We start from the raw sequence: 18,945 nt of genomic DNA, 5'->3' as shown, positions 1-18,945 counted from the left end.
ACGCTTTCCTAAATTGAGTGTAACAGCATTTCCCTATCGCTAAAATGGGCAGCGTTCATAAAATCAGCAACCATTTTTCGTGCATATTTCCAATTTATTCTGAAACTTCGCTTTGCAGGCAGATAAAATAGGCGAGCAGCGCGCCTTTATACGTTTTAATGTCTATCCCTGACCGCTCAATAAATTTATCAATTCGATATTGCAGGCTGTTGCGGTGCAGATGCAGCGTTTTCGCCGTTAACGTCACGTTTGAGTTGTTTTCAATAAAGAGCTTGATTGTCTTCCTCAGCTCAGATTCATCTCCGAATAAAAGCTCAGCTTCTTCAGAGAGCAGCGTTTCAAGCTTTTCTTTTTCTGCTTCTAATAATAAAAAAGGAAAGATCATCTCAAAGGTCACACTCTGCATCTGAGGCAGCCGTTTTTCAGCAAAGAGGAAATACGTCTGTTCACGGGCATAATGTGTTCGCAGACTCTCATCGGGCTCGTAAAATCTCCCGGCGTAAAAACGGACACTGAAGTAGAAATCACTTTCAAGAACCTTGGCGAGTGATTCCAGTTCGTCCTTCCCCGCCGCCGCTTCACTTTCCTGCTCGACAATCACGCCTCTGTCTTCATGCATCCACACAATCACAAAAGGCACCGGCCAGAAATGGCGAACCGCTTCCGCAAAAGACGCACGCTCTATTTTACCGAGCAAATGAAAATGAACAAATCTCGTTCGCTTCTTTATGCTCGCCGGCACTTCCCCTCTCGAAAAAAGAAACGCAAACCACTTGTTCTCCTCCGGCGACTTCAAAGACATTTGATTGGCCTCATCTGCAGGTGTCAAAAATGACCGCAGCAGCAACGTCTCTTTTTCGCTAATCTCCGTTTTCGGAATGGTGATATATCTCTGACTGTTCTCATCAAAAAAACATAGACAGCCTTCCTTTACGCAAAGCTCCTCAGACACAATCGAACCGGGATAAATAGCCAGCAGCGATTTCATAGGGTCTCCTCTCTCATGTAAGGATCTGTATATTCAGTATAAGGCGAAATGCACATGTTCTCCAATAAAAAAGAGTATATCCGGCATAGATAGACGGGAAACTGAAAGGGAAACCTCGTTCGTTTACATATTGGCTTCAGCGGAAATAGAAGAGGATATGCACGACCAAAGGAGGACGATCATTAATGGGTTTAGAAGCGTTAAACAAAAGTTTTATCAACGGAAAATGGACAGAAGGGGAAAGCGGACGTACGGAGGACATTTTGAATCCGTATGACCAGTCTGTGATGACAACAGCATCTTTGGCAACAAACAAACAACTGGAGGATGCATTTGACATTGCACAGCAGGCGCAAAAAGAGTGGGCCAAGAGCACAGCAGAAGAACGAAAAGCAGTCCTGCAAAAAGCACGCGACTACCTACAGGAAAACCGTGATGACATCATCATGATGATCTCCCGCGAAACCGGCGGAACCATCATTAAAGCAACGATCGAGCTTGAACAAACAATTGCGATTTTAGATGAAGCCATGACATATACCGGAGAATTAGGCGGCGTCAAAGAGGTTCCATCCGACATTGAAGGGAAAATCAATAAGATTTACCGCCTTCCGCTCGGTGTTATTTCATCGATTTCTCCATTTAATTTTCCGATGAACTTATCAATGAGAACGATTGCACCTGCTATTGCGCTGGGAAACAGTGTTGTTCACAAGCCTGATATTCAAACCGCTCTTTCCGGCGGAACCATCATTGCAAAAGCATTTGAACACGCCGGTCTTCCTGCGGGTGTCCTCAACGTCATGTTGACGGACCTAAAGGAAATCGGGGACGGCATGCTGACCAATCCAATTCCGAAATTAATCAGCTTTACGGGATCAACCGCAGTCGGGCGCCATATTGGTGAAATCGCCGGGCGTGACTTTAAGCGAATGGCCCTTGAGCTCGGCGGCAACAACCCCTTTGCCGTCCTTTCAGACGCGGATGTCGATCGTGCTGTAGACGCCGCGATTTTCGGGAAATTTATTCACCAGGGACAAATCTGCATGATTATCAACAGAATCATCGTTCATCAAGATGTGTACGATGCGTTTGTTGAAAAATTCACCGCACGTGTCAAACAGCTTCCGTACGGCGATCAAACTGATCCGAAAACCGTTGTCGGCCCGCTGATCAACGAGCGCCAAATCGAAAAAGCGCTGGAGATCATTGAGCAGGCAAAGGCAGACGGCATTGAGCTTGCGGTTGAAGGAAAACGCGTCGGAAACGTGCTCACACCTTATGTCTTTGTAGGTGCAGACAACAACAGCAAAATTGCCCAAACGGAGCTGTTTGCCCCGATTGCCACCATTATCAAAGCCTCCAGTGATCAGGAAGCGATCGACATGGCTAATGATACCGAATACGGCCTCAGCTCAGCGGTTTTCACTTCTGATTTAGAAAAAGGCGAAACGTTTGCCCTGCAAATTGACAGCGGCATGACCCATGTCAACGACCAGTCCGTTAATGACTCGCCAAATATCGCCTTTGGCGGAAACAAAGCAAGCGGTGTCGGCCGCTTCGGAAATCCATGGGTGGTCGAGGAATTTACTGTGACGAAATGGATATCAATCCAGAAACAATACCGCAAATATCCGTTCTAAACGAACAAATCCCTCTGCTTCAAGTGCAGAGGGATTTTCATTATTTAGATATATCAACAAAGCCTTCGCCAAACACATCGCGTACGTCATGAACGATCACAAACGCTTTTTTGTCACAGCTTCTGATGATTTTCTTCAGCATGGACAGTTCCTGTTTGTTAATGACGATATACAAAATCTCTTTTGACTGGCCCGTATAGTTTCCCTTCCCTGATAAAATCGTCACGCCCCGATCCATCAAGGTATTTACCTGCTCTGCAATCTCACTCTTATTTTCTGAAATGACGGTAATCGCTTTTTTCGTGTTCAAGCCTTCAATAATGAAGTCCATCACCTTCGTTCCGATATACAGCATCACGATCGTAAACATCATTTTTTCCGCACCAATAATAAAATAAGAGCTAAATACCACGATTAAATCAAAAAACAAGAGCGCGTAGCTGATATTCCAGTCTAAATATTTATTAGCAATTCTGGCCAGAATCGCAGAACCGGCTGTCGTTCCGCCGACACGAATAATCATGCCAATACCGACTCCCGCAAATACACCCGCGAAAATCGTATTAATGATCAATTCATCAGACGGAGTGCTCCACCCGTGTGTCAGGTGGAGGAAAAGCGAATTCGCCGCTACGGCAATGATTGTATAGACAGTGGTCTTACCGTCTAGAAACTTGTAGCCGATTAAAAGCAGAAATGCATTTAAGATAAAGTTCGTTACCCCGGGAGACCATTGAAACACATAATACAAAATCAGCGTAATCCCAGTGACCCCGCCTTCCCCAAGGTCATTGGGAATCGCAAACAAATTCACTGCAAGCGCAAAGAAAAAAGCGCCAATCACAAGCATCAGCACATCAAGCATTTTCTTTTTCATCACAAAACACTCCTTCTCCAAATAGTATCAACAAAAAAACCCAGGAGTACGCTCTCGCAAAAGAGCAGAAACTCCTGGGCTTTTATCCCACCGTGTCATAACAGCCGGGCTGCTATGTGTTTTCTCTCGGTCACAGTCCAATTTGCATTGCGGAACCCTAGAAAACCACTGTTTTTATCATATCATTTTTACTTTCCAATATTAGCATTATAAGGGACGGTTTGAATTGGTTCAAGAGGTATTTGCGGAGATTTAATCAGTAAATAAAGAGAAACAAAAAAAGAGCATCAGCTGTTAATAAATGAAAGATTTGACCGATATGATACAAAGTACCTTTTAAAAGAAAATATAAATTAAATATTAGTATCAATTTATCATTGACTACGCGAAAATATATAGGCAAAATAGAACATATATTTCAAACATTTAATTACATAGGAGGAAATATAATGTCAGGAAAGATGCAACACTGTAAAACTTGCGGTCAAGAGATTGCAAAAGGTGTTAAAAAATGCCCGAATTGCGGTAAAGACCAACGTAACTTTTTTATGAGACATAAAATCATTACGTTTATTCTAGCGATAGTCGTCATTATCATTATTGCGAACATCGGAAACAGCGGAGATTCTCAAGCTTCTACAGCAACAACCAGCTCCGACTCTAAAAAGTCGACAAAAACAGTACAAAAGGCTGATATAGAAAAACTATATACCAATGCCAATCAATTTAAAAATTATAAAGTTGATCTGTATGTAAAAGTTTTTGACGTTGAACAAGACGATGATGGTACATATCTTCAGGGCTATAATAATCCAGAAAAGTTAAGCAAGAATACACTTATTATGAGCGACGACTCTGATTTAGATATTAAAGATGACGATATTATTCATGTAGTCGGTACGGTGAAAGACAAATATGATGGTGAAAACGCATTGGGCGGATCTGTTTCAGCGCCGAGAATCATTGCCGATTCTATTGAAAAAAGCGACTATGCAACAGCTTTTGCCCCAGCTCAAAAAACAATTAACGTGGATAAAACACAGAACCAGCACGGATTTGCACTCACGCTTCAAAAAGTTGAACTTGCTGAAAAAGAAACTCGCCTATATGTAAAGATAGAAAACAAATCACAAGATGAAATCAATTTTTATGACTTCAATGCCAAAATCATCGCTGATAATAAACAGCTTGAGCGTAAAGACGACCTATCAAGTTATCCTAAAATCCAAAGTGAAATCTTACCAGGAGTTAACACTGAAGGGGTTATTGTTTTCCCTAAAATCGAAAGCAAAACAGCAAAAATTATTTTAGAAGGATCTTCCGAAAACTACGATATAACAATCAATCCATTTACATTTGAAGTGAACTTAGATCAATAGAAAGAAGGGCTGGGGAAAACCACCAGCCCTTTTGTTTATAATTTTGCACTCTTATACCCATTCACATTAGAAGACTGCCATCTCCAGGAATCAGCACACATTTCCTCGAGGCCTCGTTTTGCTTCCCAGCCTAGTTCCCGCTTGGCTTTTGCAGGATCTGCAAAGCATGTGGCGATGTCTCCCGGGCGGCGGTCCGCAAAACGGTACGGAACTTCTTTCCCTGACACTTTTTCAAAGGCTTTGACCATTTCAAGCACGCTGTAGCCTGTGCCTGTTCCGAGGTTGTATGCATCTGCTCCTGTGGAGTTCAATACTTTTTCCAGCGCCTTGACGTGGCCCTCTGCGAGATCAACAACGTGAATATAATCGCGTACGCCTGTCCCGTCTTTTGTCGGATAGTCATTGCCGAATACGCTTAACTGTTCCAGCTTGCCGACGGCGACTTGCGCCACATATGGCATAAGGTTATTCGGAATGCCATTCGGGTCTTCACCGATCCGTCCGCTTGGATGCGCGCCGAATGGATTAAAGTAGCGCAGCAGGGCAACGCTCCACTCATTATCGGCCGTATGCAAGTCACGCAATATTTGTTCAAGCATGAGTTTCGTCTGCCCATAAGGGTTAGTCGCACCTAATGGAAAGTCCTCCGTGATCGGTGACATTTCCGGAACGCCGTATACCGTCGCAGAAGAACTGAATACGATTTTTTTGACGCCGTATTTCTCCATGACCTCACATAAAATAAACGTTCCTGTGAGATTATTATGATAATATTTGAGCGGAATCGCAACAGACTCACCGACTGCTTTTAACCCCGCAAAATGAATCACAGCTTCAATCTCGTTTTCTGCAAAAACCGAATCTACCGCTTCCCGATCCAATAGATCCGCTTCATAGAACGTTAAATCTTTTCCCGTAATCTCCTTGACGCGGTTCAGTGCCTCAGCTGAACTGTTGGACAAATTATCAAGAACGACAATCTCATAGCCGCTGTTCAATAATTCAACACATGTGTGGCTTCCGATGTACCCGGCACCGCCAGTAACAAGTATTGCCATGATGTAAACCCTCCTAAAAAATGACCTGCTATTATTATATAGTGTTTGGAACCGGGCTACATCCATTTTTAAGAAGTTTAATAGTTTATTAATGGTTTTTTCATATTTTTGCGGGCTATCCGATACAGGTTTTCAGCATTTTCACGCCATATTACATGACTTTATGCAGCGCAAACAAGTATGGCAGCTGAAAAATCAATCTGCCGGTTGACGTTTTCTTTTCCAATTTTCGCTATGCTTAATGCTGAAAGGATTTGATGACATGGCGATGAGCCCCTACATTTTTATTGTATTTATTCTTATTATTTTATCGATGTATCGAGAAAGAACGGTAAAGCCCGCGAAATTGCTGATCATTCCGCTGCTGCTCTTATGGGGTGTATCAGCATCATTTCAGCCGGTGTATTTTCATTCTGTTTTACATGTGGCGATCAGCTGCATTTTATTACTGATCGGGCTGGCCTGCGGGTTTGGCATTGGGAAGATGGTAAACGTGCGGATTCACCCGGAAACCGGAAAGGTCACTTCACGCGGCTCCCTTGGAAGTGTTATCCTCATTCTAGTGATACTTTCTTTGCGCATGGCTGCGAGAACATGGCTGCCTGAGAGCAACGAGATTTTTATTGGCATTATACATTCTATGTTCTTCATTCCCCTCGGCACTATCACAGCCCGTAACATCATGCTTTACAAAGCATACAGACGGCTGGCCTCTGGCAAAGTATCCATTCAATAACTGAAAGAAGGACCAGCATGAACCAACAATCTCCGGCTCGGCACTACAAGAAGCTTGTGCCGAGCCTTATTCTCATTTTGAATTGCATACAATTTTTATCTCACCCAGCCAAAGCTGACCCCCTTTTGTTAGCGTTTGTATTTGCGGTGTATCTAGCATTCATTTGGATCATTCCCTTTGTGGCATCCGCTGCTGTCAATTTGGGCATATTCATCGGGCTTTGGCTCCTGACCGTTTTCCTTTGGGCTATTTCCGGCCAAGAGCAGGGAGCCGCCTTTTTCTTAATCGTATTTTTAATGGTTTTCGCAGCCATAAAGCTTCCTGCACGGCTGTCCTTGATTTTTACAATATGCCTAATTGGGGGCAACGTTTTCTTTCTATACACCCTTTTTGACAGCAGCTTGGATGATATCATTAGTAACATCTCTATCATGATCGGACTGTACGTCTTCTTCTCCTCCATGCGTTTCAGGCGAGAAGCGAGAAGAGAGGCTGAACGAAATCATGCTGAATTGGCAAAAATGCACTTGCAGCTGGAGCAAGCCCACGAAGAACTCCAGAAAGCACATGCAGAGCTGCAGGAGGCTTCTGTTCTTTCTTTAAGGTACGCGGTCCTTGAGGAGCGTACAAGAATTGCCCGAGACATTCATGACAGTATCGGCCACGAGCTGACTTCTGTGATTGTTCAGCTTCAATCTCTTCCCTATATCCTGAAAAGCAGCAAGGATGATTCAGAAAAAGTCATTCAAAATGTACTGACTGTCGCCAGAGAATGTCTTCAGGAAGTACGGTCTGTCGTTCACCAAATGGGCCGAAGTGAATCGATGGTTGGCCTTACCGCTTTGCGGGGGCTTATCCACCAAGTGGAGGAACGAAGCGGCTTGCACGTTTCTTTAGACACTGCCGGCCTTTCAGAAGAGTCTTGGCCTCAAAACGTAAGTGAAACGATCTACCGCACCTTGCAAGAAGCGCTGACCAATATCATCCGTCACGCTCACGCTACCCATGCGGCTGCCGTCATTTCTAACGACGAGACCCACCTCTATGTCACAATCACCGACAACGGACATTTCACCGGCAATCTTACTTGCGGATTTGGGCTGACAGGAATGAAAGACCGCGCTGAAAAAGCAGGCGGTTCCCTTTCTTTCAGCGCCGTGCAGCCGAGCGGCCTGCAAATTGAGCTGGCATTGCCGCTCACGACAACGAATAAGGAGCAAAAAGATGAACAAAGATAAAATACGCGTCGCACTTGCCGATGATCAGCCGCTTGTGCGTGAAGGCTTCCGCTATGTCATCAACGCACAGCCGGATATGGCCGTATCTGGTGAGGCAGGCGACGGGCACGGCATTATTGCACTGGCAAAGCAAACAAAACCCCACGTCATCCTGATGGATGTCCAAATGCCACATTGCTCAGGTATCGAAGCGGCAAAAGACATTATGTCCGCACTGCCAGATACAAAGATTGTCATTTTAACTACCTTTGATACCGAGGAATATGTATTTGAAGGCATTCGCGCGGGCGCAGTCGGCTATCTGCTGAAAGATACGCTTCCTGAAGAATTGATTGACGCCATTCGCGCCGCGGCCAGAGGCGAAGCGATTTTCCGTACAGCCACAGCTGCTAAAATTATCAGCGAGACATTTCGCTCAAAGCAACAAACTCAAGCCGAAGAACTGGCAGATCCGTTTACAAAAAGAGAGCTCGAAGTTCTTCAGCAAATGGCCTATGGGTTGAGAAATGAAGACATTGCTGAAAAGCTTTTCGTCAGCGAAAGCACTGTGAAAACTCACGTGCACCGCATTCTGCAAAAATGCAATGCCCAAGACCGGACACAAGCAGTCGTTTTTGCTATTCGAAACGGTATTGTGCAATAGAAAACTCTCATCCCGTCATGATAAAATAAGACAAAGGAGATGATTGGAAATGAAAGAAGAAATCATTGAACGGTTTACTACATATGTAAAAGTGGACACACAGTCCGATGAATCCGTCGACACCTGCCCTTCCACACCCGGCCAATTGACGTTAGGAAACATGCTCGTTGATGAATTGAAATCCATTGGCATGCAGGATGTAGCCATTGATGAAAACGGCTATGTCATGGCGACTCTTCCCTCCAATACTGAAAAAGACGTGCCGACTATCGGCTTTCTCGCTCATGTCGATACTGCCACAGACTTTACCGGCAAAAACGTGAATCCGCAAATCATTGAAAGCTACGATGGAAAAGACATTGTTCTTAATGAACAGCTGCAGGTCATCCTGTCACCTGATCAATTCCCTGAACTGCCCGGCTATAAGGGCCATACACTCATCACCACAGACGGCACAACCCTTCTCGGCGCAGACAATAAGGCCGGTATCGCCGAAATCATGACAGCCATGGATTACCTCATCAAACACCCTGAAATCAAGCATGGCACAATCAGAGTCGCCTTTACGCCAGATGAAGAAATCGGAAGAGGGCCGCACAAATTTGATGTAAAACGGTTTAATGCGTCTTTTGCCTACACAGTTGACGGCGGCCCGCTCGGCGAGCTTGAATACGAAAGCTTCAATGCCGCTGCCGCAAAAATCACGATCAAAGGCAACAACGTACATCCCGGAACGGCAAAAGGGAAAATGATCAACTCTGCGAAAATCGCAATGAAGCTGAACAGCCTGCTACCGGCAGACGAAGCGCCTGAATATACAGAAGGGTACGAAGGCTTCTACCACCTGCTGTCGATTCAAGGAGATGTAGAGGAAACAAAACTCCACTACATTATCAGAGACTTTGACAAAGGCAACTTCCAAAGCAGAAAAGAAACAATGAAGCGTGTCGTTGAAGAACTTCAAAACGAATACGGGCAAGACCGGATTCAGATTGATATGAACGATCAATACTACAACATGAGAGAGAAAATTGAACCTGTCATCGAAATTGTCAACATTGCCAAGCAAGCGATGGAAAACCTCGGCATCGAACCGAAGATTTCTCCAATCCGCGGCGGCACGGACGGATCCCAGTTGTCCTACATGGGACTCCCAACGCCAAACATCTTTACCGGCGGGGAAAACTTCCACGGCAAGTTTGAATACATCTCAGCCGATAACATGGTGAAAGCCGTAAATGTCATCGTTGAGATTGCAAAACTGTTTGAAGAACAGGCATAATACCAAAAGCCAGTCTTAAAAAAAGACTGGTTTTTTTTTGTGAAAACGAAACATTTTGAATACGTCCTCCGTAAAACAAGTATCAACAGTTGAGGAGGAAAAACAATGACAAAACATGCAATAGCTGCAAAGAGTCTATTGAAAAAATGGATGATGACAAGGCCGCTTAACATGCAAAAGAAATCCAGCCCCTTTCAAAAAATCAGAAAAATGTTCAAACGCTTCTTCAAATAAAACATTCAAATCCCCAAAACATAATCCGCATTCACTCGTACCGCCCAAATGCTCCGTAATTTGGGTTTTTTGTGTTTGATTCCGCAAAATAGGGTATAAACCAAACAAGCAAGAAAACAGCAACCAAAAACAGGTAATTTGAATTATGGATTTTTAGGTTAAAAGTTATATAAAGGAATTTATTTTATCGTCGATAGTAACTATAGAACCAATCACCAACCAGAACAATCATCATGTTGTAAGACTATTTTCAGGTCATCAGGTTAGACTGTTTTTGAGGGGCAGTTATTTATTTTTAATGGATTTAGAATTTTTTGAATACTTTTTGACATTTTATCCGTACAATAGAGAATACCAAAACTTTTTTTGGGAGGTATGTAAAATGATCCTATTTATTATCATCGCATTATGCGGCTATCTTCTTTTTTCTTTCAGCAAGGACAATCGCCGCAAACCGCAAAAGACAAGCCCTCTGCCAGCAGCCGCACCTCATCACAACAACCTAATCGACCTTGACGCCATCCGCCAAAAACGCCGGATGCCTCTTTCCTAATCCTATATTTCAAACGAAAAGGCTGCTGAATCATGCAGCCTTTTTCAATTTTAGAAACATTTATTACTCGGGAAAAACAATCAGCAGGGTTTCTGATCACTAGATTTGGAACTTGAAACCTTTTTGCCGCCTGTCCGTAATCTCTTACAAGGCAAATCCAAAAGGAGACTTCAGCAATGATCGAATTATTTATGAAACAAAAAATGTTCTCGTTTAAAGATGCATTTCACATTTATGACCGAAATGAACAAGAGACATTCAAGGTCGAGGGCCGGTTCTTTTCGTTAGGAGACTCGCTACAAATGACAGATTCATCCGGAAAAACACTCGTTTCCATAGAACAAAAAGTAATGTCTGTATTGCCGCGATACGAGATTTCAATTGGCGGGAAAACAGTTTGTGAGGTGGCAAAGAAATTAACGTTTTTCAAACCAAAATTTGAAATTTCCAAGCTCAACTGGGAAATTGACGGTGACTTGTGGAAGGATGAATTTCAACTGACGGACGGGGAGAATGTCCGGATGTCAGTGAGCAAAAAGTGGCTTAGCTGGGGTGATTCCTATCATTTGCAAATTGAAAACGAGGAAGATGTGCTGATCTGCACAGCCATTGCTATCGTGCTGGATATGGTATTATATGACGACGAAGATAATAGTATTTTCTAAAAAGGTGTTGACAATTGATCCAAAAGTAATAATATTAAGATAATTAAAATCTGAATATGAAGATGTACCTTATCAAGAGAGGTGGAGGGACTGGCCCTATGATACCCGGCAACCGCTGTTTCAAACAGAATGGTGCTAAATCCTTTAGAACATTGCGTTCTTGCAGATGAGGCGGAGATTTGATCATTCAAGCTCTTCCTTACTCAAAGGAAGAGCTTTTTTCATGCACAACACATTTCAGAAAAGAGGCGAATGACATGGCTCAACAAACAAATGTTGCAGGACAAAAAACAGAAAAACAAATCAAAGCTCCTTTCCGTGCCGATCATGTCGGCAGTTTACTGCGATCTGCTCCGGTGAAAGAAGCCCGGCAAAAAAAAGCGGCTGGCGAGATCACTGCGGAACAGCTTCGTGATATCGAAAATCAAGAGATCACCCGCATTGTGGAAAAACAAAAAGAAATCGGTCTCGATGTGGTAACAGACGGGGAATTCCGACGTTCCTGGTGGCATTATGATTTCCTGGAAGGGCTTGACGGCGTGGAACCGTTCATCCCGGCTGAAGGGATTCAGTTCCATCATGCGAAAACAAAAGCACGCAGCATCAAAGTGACGGGAAAACTCGATTTTACGAGCCACCCCGCGCTTGCCGATTATCAATTTTTACATGAGACTGCCGGTGACGCGACACCAAAGCTGACGATTCCGAGCCCGAATATGCTGTTTTTCGGTGAAAAAGCCGATAAAGGGATTTATGACGACCAAGAGGAATACTTTCATGATCTGGCCCAAGCGTACAAAAAAGCAATCAAAGCCTTCTATGACGCTGGATGCCGCTATCTTCAGCTTGATGATACGTCATGGTCTCTCTTCTTTGAGGAAAAAGGCAGAGAGGTCGTCCGAGCGCTTGGGGGCGATCCAGAAACATTGCCTGCCTTATTCGCCAAAACGATTAACGATGCAGTGGCAGACCGGCCTGATGATTTAGCAATCACGATGCACATTTGCCGCGGCAACTTCCGTTCAACTTGGGCGGCATCAGGAGGCTATGACGCTGTAGCGGAAACGATTTTGGATGGCTTACATTTGGACGGCCTGTTCTTGGAATACGATGATGACCGCTCCGGTAACTTTGATCCGCTCCGTTTCGTGAAACGCAAGGATCTGCAAATTGTACTCGGTTTGATTACATCGAAATACGGCGAGCTTGAAAATCCTGAGGATGTGAAGCGCCGAATCAATGAAGCGGCGCGCTTTGTCAGCCTGGATCAGCTGTGCCTCAGCCCGCAGTGCGGTTTCGCCTCTACAGAAGAAGGCAATCTTTTGACAGAGGAGCAGCAATGGGCGAAGCTGCGCCATGTGATCGACATCGCCAACGATGTGTGGAGATAATCTATCATTGACAGAAACATAAAATGTGTGAATAATAGATACTATCAGAAAATTTCATAAAAAGGTTTTCCTTATCAAGAGAGGTGGAGGGACTGGCCCTGCGATACCCGGCAACCGCTGTTTAACAGAATGGTGCTAAATCCTTTAGAGCAATGATTGCTCTTGAAGATAAGGTTGAGATTGTCACACAAGCTCTTCCTTATCCAAAGGAAGAGCTTTTTTATATTCGAATGGAAAGAAGGAATGGACAACATGCCACAACAAACAACACCCGCAGAACAAAAATCACTTCAAAGAAAAAAACCGCCGTTTCGCGCGGATCAAGTCGGAAGCCTGCTGAGATCTGAGCCCGTTAAAAAAGCGCGGCTGCAAAAAGCGGCCGGCGAGATTACGGCTGAGCAGCTTCGCCAAATCGAAAACGATGAAATCACCCGCATTGTGGAAAAACAGAAGGAAACCGGCCTGAACGTCGTGACAGACGGTGAATTCCGCAGAGCGTGGTGGCACTTTGATTTCCTTGAAAACTTAGATGGCGTTGAGCCGTTTACTCCTGAGCAGGGCATTCAATTCCATAACGTACAGACAAAAGCACGCGGCATAAAAGTGACCGGTGATATCGACTTTTCAACTCACCCAATGCTTGAAGATTACTCCTTTCTCCATAGCATTGCCGGTGACGCGACGCCAAAGATGACAATCCCAAGCCCGAATATGCTGTTTTTCCGCGGAAAGCTGGAAAAGGATGCATACAAAAACGACTATCACCTTTTCCAGCACGATGTATCCAAAGCATATAAAAAAGCGATTCAAGCGTTTTATGACAGAGGCTGCCGCTACCTCCAGCTTGATGATACAGCATGGGCTGTTTTCTTATCTGAAAAAGGCTTAAAACAAATCGAAGCGTTCGGAACAACGCCTGACGAGCTTCGCCAGCTATTTGCGAAATCCATTAACGACGCGATTGCAGACCGTCCGGATGACTTGACCGTAACAATGCACATTTGCCGCGGCAACTTCCAGTCCACTTGGACAGCGGAAGGCGGCTATGACGCAGCAGCCGAAACCATTTTTGACGGCTTGAACCTGGACGGGCTTTTCCTAGAGTATGATGATTCACGCTCAGGCGGATTTGAACCACTCCGTTATGTGAAGCGCTCTGATCTTCAGCTTGTCCTTGGCTTAGTGACATCTAAATTCGGTGAGCTTGAACATCCAGACGATGTAAAACGCCGTATCGAAGAAGCGTCCCGCTATGTGAGCTTAGACCAGCTTTGCCTCAGCCCTCAATGCGGATTCGCTTCAACTGAGGAAGGCAACAAGCTGACTGAAGAACAGCAATGGGCGAAGCTGCGCCATGTGGTTGAGATCGCTAACGATGTTTGGAAATAAGCAAAGAAAAAACACACTTGATTCCCTGGCGGAGCAAGTGTGTTTTTTATGTCATTGAGCGGTATAGCCTCCATCAAGGACGACAGCCTGCCCGGTGACACCCTTCGCTTTCTCGCTTGCCAAAAACACCGCATAATCCGCGATTTCCTTGACGGAAAGCAATCGTTTTTGCGGCACAAGCGGAAAAATGACCTGTTCAAGCACGGAGTCGTAAGGGACATTTCTCGTTTTCGAAAGATCGCTCAGCTGATTGCGGACAAGCTGTGTATCGACATAACCCGGACAGAGCGCGTTGACTGTAATGCCGTGGGGCGCGCCTTCCAGCGCCCCGACCTTTGTCAGTCCAATGACGCCGTGCTTGGCGCTATTATAAGCGGATTTCCCCGCAAAGCCGACTAAACCATTAACAGATGCGATATTAATAATTCTGCCAAATCGCTGTTTTTTCATGATCGGAAAAACATGCTTCATCGCGATGAAGGGCGCCGTCAGCATAACCTTGATCAGCTGTTCAAAGGTTTCTGTCGGAAACTCTTCAATCGGGGCGACGTGCTGAATACCGGCATTGTTCACCAAAATATCCAAGCGGCCGTATCGTTTTTGGATGGCGTTTACCGTATCAGCGACTTGCGCTTCCTTTGTCACATCACACGGAATGGCTGCTGCGTCAAAACCTTCTTCTGCAAGCTTGGAAGCGGTCTTTTCGCATGCTTCCTGATGAAGGTCCGAAACGATGACGCTAGCGCCTTCACGGGCGAATTCCCTCGCGATTTCGAATCCGATTCCGCCGGCTGCCCCAGTCACCAAGGCGACTTGTTTTTTCATGTCAAACACCTTCCCATTAAGAATTTTGTTTGATCACAGACTGGCTTACAGCGAAAGCGGCTTCTGTTTTTTCATAAACCTCTTCAATTGTGACACCTTCCTGAAGCTCCGTCAGTGTCATGCGGCCGTTATCAAAATCAAAAACAGCCAAATCCGTAATCAGCCTGTGTACGACTTTCTGGCCTGTCAGCGGAAGCGAGCATGTTTTTTTCACCTTTGACTCGCCATGTTTATTGACATGTTCCATGATGACAACGATCCGTTTCGCCCCGTTGACGAGATCCATGGCGCCGCCCATCCCTTTTACCATTTTCCCTGGGATCATCCAATTGGCCAAATCGCCCTGCTCAGAAACTTCCATGCCGCCGAGGATAGCCAAATCGATATGCCCGCCTCTTATCATTGCGAATGACTCAGCGCTGTCAAAATAGGAAGCCCCCGTCACTTCAGTGATTGTTTCCTTTCCTGCATTGATCAAATCCGCATCTTCCGTTCCTTCCACAGGATACGGACCGATCCCGAGCAAGCCGTTTTCTGACTGAAGCATGACGTGAACGCCATCGGGTATCTCATTTGCGACAAGCGTTGGCATTCCAATCCCAAGATTGACGTTCATGCCATCCTTGATTTCTTGTACAGCCCGTTTGACCATTCGTTTTCTCGCTTCTTTCATTTCGCCTCACCCTTTCCCGCCGCTTGTCGGACTGTTCGCTTTTCAATCCGTTTTTCATGGCTCGCGCCAAGCACCACATGCTGTACGTAAATTCCCGGCGTATGGATATGATCTGGATCGAGCTCTCCCGCTTCCACGATTTCTTCTGCCTCGGCAATCGTAATCTTCCCTGCCATGGCGGCAACGGGATTGAAATTTCTCGCCGTTTTCCGAAAAACCAAATTCCCCATGGTGTCCGCTTTCCACGCTTTGACAATCGCCACGTCGCCGGTGATGCCTCGCTCCAGTACATATGTCCGGCCGCCGAACGTTTTATGTTCTTTTCCCTCTGCTATTGAAGTACCAACGCCTGTCGCCGTGTAAAATCCCGGTATGCCCGCGCCGCCTGCACGAATTCTCTCAGCGAGCGTTCCTTGGGGAACAAGTTCAACCTCAAGCTCTCCGCTTAAAAACTGCCGCTCAAAAATTTTATTTTCACCGACATAGGATGCGATCATTTTCTTGATTTGCCTGTTAGCCAAAAGCAAACCAAGCCCCCAGTCATCAACTCCGCAATTGTTGCTGACAACGGTTAAATCCTTTACCCCCTGATCTCTTATCGACAAAATGAGCTGTTCAGGAATGCCGCACAGCCCGAATCCTCCTGCGATCAGTGTATCTCCATCATGAATCAGTTCCGCAGCTTCCTTACTTGATGACAGTACTTTTCCCATATTGATGCCCCTTTCGTTTTCTCTTACACTAGACCGGTCAGGCTGTAAATCGCGATCACAGCAAATACGGCAGCCGTTTTAATGAGCGTGATTGCAAAAATATCCCGATACGATTGCCGGTGAGTCAGTCCTGTCACGGCCAGAAGCGTGATGACAGCGCCATTATGCGGCAGCGTATCCATGCCGCCTGATGCCATCGATATGACTCGATGCATCACTTCCGGCGGAATGTTGTAAGCCTGAATCGCCTGCAAGTATTGATCGGACATCGCGCTTAGTGCTATGCCCATACCACCTGAAGCCGACCCGGTGATCCCCGCCAGTGCAGTTGTCGTGACGGCCCCGTTCACAAGCGGATCGGTAAAGGTGTGCGAGATTCCGCTGCTCAGCTTGTGAAACCCCGGCAGCGCGGCGATAACGCCGCCGAAACCATACTCGGCACCCGTATTCATAGATGCCAGCAAGGCACCGCCGATCCCTTCATTCAGCCCTTCCTTCATTTGGGCAAACACCCTTCTCCAATCAAATAAAATCGTTGTAATGATGCCAATCACCAGAGCGAGCTCCACCGACCAAATAGCAGCCGCTGAAGAAATATCGAGCTTGCCGAACTCCTTTAATCCGATCGATGAAAAATCAAATCCATTCGGATACCACTTTGGAAGGTATATGGTGAAACATTTATTCACTGCACCTACGAGTATAAGCGGGACAAAGGCAAGCGCATGCTGCACCGGGCTTTTGTCCGGTTCGGCCGTGAACTCAGGCGATTCAAAAGCAGCAGTATTCTCCGAATCAAAACCGCCGTAGCCTTCGCCGGATGTCTGCGCTTTTTTTCGCCTCGATTCCAAATACATCATGCCCGCTGCCAGCACAATCACTGCGCCGAACAAGCCAAGCCAAGGAGCGGCATAAATGTCTGTTTTGAAAAACGTCGTCGGGATGACATTTTGAATTTGCGGCGTCCCCGGAAGTGCGTCCATTGTAAATGTAAAAGCCCCTAAAGCAATCGTTCCCGGGATGAGGCGTTTCGGTATGTTAGCTTCTCGGAACAGATTTTTCGCAAACGGATACACGGCAAACACGACAACAAATAGGCTGACGCCGCTGTACGTCAAGATAGCGCCCATCAGCACAATGGCAAGTATCGCTCTTTTTGCCCCGACAAGCCTGACAATCGTTTTCGCAATCGATGCCGCAAGCCCGGACATTTCAACGACTTTTCCAAAAATCGCACCGAGTAAAAATACCGGGAAATACAGCTTAATAAAACCCACCATCTTCTCCATAAAAATCGATGAGAAAAAAGGAAGCACATGGCTTGGATCTGTCAGCAGCACCGCAAATAACGCGCAAATCGGCGCAAATAAAATGACAGAAAATCCCCGATACGCCGTAAACATCAGCAAGCCTAACGCCAATAGAATGATGATCAGTTCCACACACATCCCCCATTTCCACGGATAGGAAAGCGTTTACAAAGACTCTCCGCATCGACCGTTCCCGTCCCCTTTCCATATGTACGGGAAGCGGGGGCCAACTATTCCGATTAAAAAAGGAAAGCTCCTTTTTTCGGAGCTTTCCTCTGCCATTCATTTCATTCCTATTAAGATATCAACATCAACCGTAATATCGGCTGATTTCATCTCTTTCAGCAGCCTGACTCTGTCTTCCGGCGCAGACCAAGCGAGCGGCGTCATCTGGAGCAGCCAATGTATCGCTTGGCGGTCAAGCGTTTTGACATAACGCAGCCTCACATGATGGCTGTGTTCAACATTCGCTGTAAAACGCTCAACAGCTGCCATATTGGAATACGTACGCCTTGGTGAATCAGTATATAAAAATTGCCTTAATTCTATTAAATAATCTTTTCGCGGCACTACTTTTATGAGCATGCCATCATCCTTCAGCAGCCTATGAAACTCTGCATAATTGGATGGTGAAAAAATCGACAAGACAACATCGAATTGGCGGTCATGAAAGGGAGCACGCGCCACATCGGCAACCGCCCACATCTGATCTTTGAATGTCCTAGAAGCTTTTACAATCCCATCCTTCGAAAGATCGATGCCGGCTCCCGTCGCTGTTCTCCCCGCATAATCAAACCCGCAAAGCTTATTCAGATGAGATCCCTCACCGCACCCGCTGTCCAAGATGGTGAATGCTTCTTGACCAGATTTGGGATAACTAATGAGATTTGCAATTGCATGATGGAGCGGCTCAAAAAACTGGCATTCTCCAATCAGCCTGCTCCTCGCTTCAAAAAGTCCGGCATCGTAACCGGTTTTGACCGGCTTCGTCAGGAAGTTCACGTATCCATGTCGAGATCTATCAAACGTGTGGCCTCGTTCTGTACAAATCAAGCTTCTTCCTGAATTCGCATCCATGGAAGAACCGCAATGCGGGCATCGAAACATAGGGGCGAATTGGCTGAAATCAACTATTCGTTTCATGATAAAAACACCTCATTCATTCATTTTTAGATAAATGAAAAAGGCATAGACAAATAAACCTGGGCCTATCCCAAAAGTTTGGCCAGGTCTGGCAGATTGTCTATACCTGTCATTATCTATAACGAATGAATTGGATAATCATGAAAAAAACTCCCTTTTTGCTGTATGGGTTTCCCCATTTACATCATACAACAAACGTCCAGGA

The 18,945-nt window shown here is 45.5% G+C and carries 19 protein-coding genes and 3 riboswitches; of the genes, 11 read left to right on the top strand and 8 right to left on the bottom strand.

Annotation, left to right across the window (positions count from 1 at the left end; translation table 11 throughout):
• Positions 1-94 precede the first annotated feature (94 nt).
• A complete protein-coding gene (locus RAC86_RS06045) occupies positions 95-988 on the bottom strand; it encodes a PucR family transcriptional regulator (RefSeq protein ID WP_061186586.1) in 894 nt (297 codons plus the stop codon).
• A 185-nt stretch (positions 989-1,173) separates the two neighbouring features.
• Here RAC86_RS06045 and RAC86_RS06040 point away from each other — a divergent pair, with 185 nt between their 5' ends.
• Positions 1,174-2,631 (top strand): aldehyde dehydrogenase family protein, encoded by a 1,458-nt coding sequence (locus RAC86_RS06040; RefSeq protein WP_061186587.1) that lies wholly within the window; start codon positions 1,174-1,176, stop codon positions 2,629-2,631.
• A gap of 40 nt (positions 2,632-2,671) precedes the next feature.
• On the opposite strand, the gene RAC86_RS06035 is transcribed toward RAC86_RS06040, so the two are convergent.
• On the bottom strand, positions 2,672-3,508 hold the full coding sequence (locus RAC86_RS06035) for a YitT family protein (RefSeq protein ID WP_072565500.1): 837 nt from the start codon (positions 3,506-3,508) through the stop codon (positions 2,672-2,674).
• A 69-nt stretch (positions 3,509-3,577) separates the two neighbouring features.
• A riboswitch (guanidine-I (ykkC/yxkD leader) is annotated at positions 3,578-3,680 on the bottom strand.
• 277 nt (positions 3,681-3,957) lie between these two features.
• Here RAC86_RS06035 and RAC86_RS06030 point away from each other — a divergent pair.
• Positions 3,958-4,887 carry a zinc ribbon domain-containing protein gene (locus RAC86_RS06030; RefSeq protein WP_061186589.1) on the top strand — a complete coding sequence of 310 codons (930 nt, stop codon included), beginning with the start codon at positions 3,958-3,960 and terminating at the stop codon, positions 4,885-4,887.
• 35 nt (positions 4,888-4,922) lie between these two features.
• Here RAC86_RS06030 and galE read toward each other — a convergent pair whose 3' ends face one another.
• Positions 4,923-5,945: a UDP-glucose 4-epimerase GalE gene (galE, locus tag RAC86_RS06025; RefSeq protein ID WP_072565501.1), complete on the bottom strand. Its 1,023-nt coding sequence runs from the start codon at positions 5,943-5,945 to the stop codon at positions 4,923-4,925.
• Between the two features lie 262 nt (positions 5,946-6,207).
• Here galE and RAC86_RS06020 point away from each other — a divergent pair, with 262 nt between their 5' ends.
• From RAC86_RS06020 to RAC86_RS05980, 9 genes are all read left to right on the top strand, one after another.
• Positions 6,208-6,681, top strand: coding sequence for a DUF1453 family protein (locus RAC86_RS06020; protein ID WP_072565502.1), 474 nt, complete (start codon positions 6,208-6,210; stop codon positions 6,679-6,681).
• A gap of 17 nt (positions 6,682-6,698) precedes the next feature.
• Positions 6,699-7,919 carry a sensor histidine kinase gene (locus RAC86_RS06015; protein WP_072565503.1) on the top strand — a complete coding sequence of 407 codons (1,221 nt, stop codon included), beginning with the start codon at positions 6,699-6,701 and terminating at the stop codon, positions 7,917-7,919.
• Positions 7,906-8,562 (top strand): two-component system response regulator YxJL, encoded by a 657-nt coding sequence (gene yxjL / locus RAC86_RS06010; RefSeq protein ID WP_072565504.1) that lies wholly within the window; start codon positions 7,906-7,908, stop codon positions 8,560-8,562. The genes RAC86_RS06015 and yxjL overlap by 14 nt, the downstream gene beginning before the upstream one ends.
• A 49-nt stretch (positions 8,563-8,611) precedes the next feature.
• Complete coding sequence (pepT, locus tag RAC86_RS06005) at positions 8,612-9,844, top strand: peptidase T (RefSeq protein WP_014115692.1); 1,233 nt, start codon at positions 8,612-8,614, stop codon at positions 9,842-9,844.
• Positions 9,845-9,949: 105 nt separating this feature from the next.
• Entirely contained in the window at positions 9,950-10,078 is a 129-nt protein-coding gene (locus RAC86_RS06000) for a hypothetical protein (RefSeq protein WP_014115693.1), read from the top strand.
• 298 nt (positions 10,079-10,376) lie between these two features.
• Positions 10,377-10,631, top strand: a complete 255-nt coding sequence (locus tag RAC86_RS05995; RefSeq protein WP_072181679.1) for a hypothetical protein — start codon at positions 10,377-10,379, stop codon at positions 10,629-10,631.
• 176 nt (positions 10,632-10,807) lie between these two features.
• Entirely contained in the window at positions 10,808-11,296 is a 489-nt protein-coding gene (locus RAC86_RS05990) for an LURP-one-related/scramblase family protein (protein ID WP_072565505.1), read from the top strand.
• A 66-nt stretch (positions 11,297-11,362) separates the two neighbouring features.
• A riboswitch (SAM riboswitch) is annotated at positions 11,363-11,469 on the top strand.
• An 84-nt stretch (positions 11,470-11,553) separates the two neighbouring features.
• On the top strand, positions 11,554-12,687 hold the full coding sequence (locus tag RAC86_RS05985; protein WP_061186618.1) for a 5-methyltetrahydropteroyltriglutamate--homocysteine S-methyltransferase: 1,134 nt from the start codon (positions 11,554-11,556) through the stop codon (positions 12,685-12,687).
• A 68-nt stretch (positions 12,688-12,755) separates the two neighbouring features.
• Positions 12,756-12,862, top strand: a riboswitch (SAM riboswitch).
• A 77-nt stretch (positions 12,863-12,939) separates the two neighbouring features.
• On the top strand, positions 12,940-14,076 hold the full coding sequence (locus tag RAC86_RS05980; RefSeq protein ID WP_072565506.1) for a 5-methyltetrahydropteroyltriglutamate--homocysteine S-methyltransferase: 1,137 nt from the start codon (positions 12,940-12,942) through the stop codon (positions 14,074-14,076).
• Between the two features lie 51 nt (positions 14,077-14,127).
• Here RAC86_RS05980 and RAC86_RS05975 read toward each other — a convergent pair whose 3' ends face one another.
• From RAC86_RS05975 to RAC86_RS05955, 5 genes are all read right to left on the bottom strand, one after another.
• Positions 14,128-14,901, bottom strand: a complete 774-nt coding sequence (locus RAC86_RS05975; RefSeq protein ID WP_072181676.1) for a 3-hydroxybutyrate dehydrogenase — start codon at positions 14,899-14,901, stop codon at positions 14,128-14,130.
• A 16-nt stretch (positions 14,902-14,917) separates the two neighbouring features.
• A complete protein-coding gene (locus tag RAC86_RS05970) occupies positions 14,918-15,574 on the bottom strand; it encodes a CoA transferase subunit B (protein ID WP_014115700.1) in 657 nt (218 codons plus the stop codon).
• Positions 15,571-16,287 carry a CoA transferase subunit A gene (locus RAC86_RS05965; protein WP_072565507.1) on the bottom strand — a complete coding sequence of 239 codons (717 nt, stop codon included), beginning with the start codon at positions 16,285-16,287 and terminating at the stop codon, positions 15,571-15,573. Before RAC86_RS05965 ends, RAC86_RS05970 begins: the two co-directional genes overlap by 4 nt.
• Positions 16,288-16,310: 23 nt before the next feature.
• A complete protein-coding gene (locus RAC86_RS05960) occupies positions 16,311-17,729 on the bottom strand; it encodes a GntP family permease (protein WP_072565508.1) in 1,419 nt (472 codons plus the stop codon).
• 150 nt (positions 17,730-17,879) lie between these two features.
• A complete protein-coding gene (locus RAC86_RS05955; RefSeq protein ID WP_072565509.1) occupies positions 17,880-18,740 on the bottom strand; it encodes a methyltransferase domain-containing protein in 861 nt (286 codons plus the stop codon).
• Between the last annotated feature and the right edge of the window lie 205 nt (positions 18,741-18,945).

The organism is Bacillus sp. LR_5, assembly GCF_042709275.1.
The sequence above is the reverse complement of the archived record's forward strand: the minus strand, read 5'-3'. Positions and strand labels throughout refer to the sequence as shown.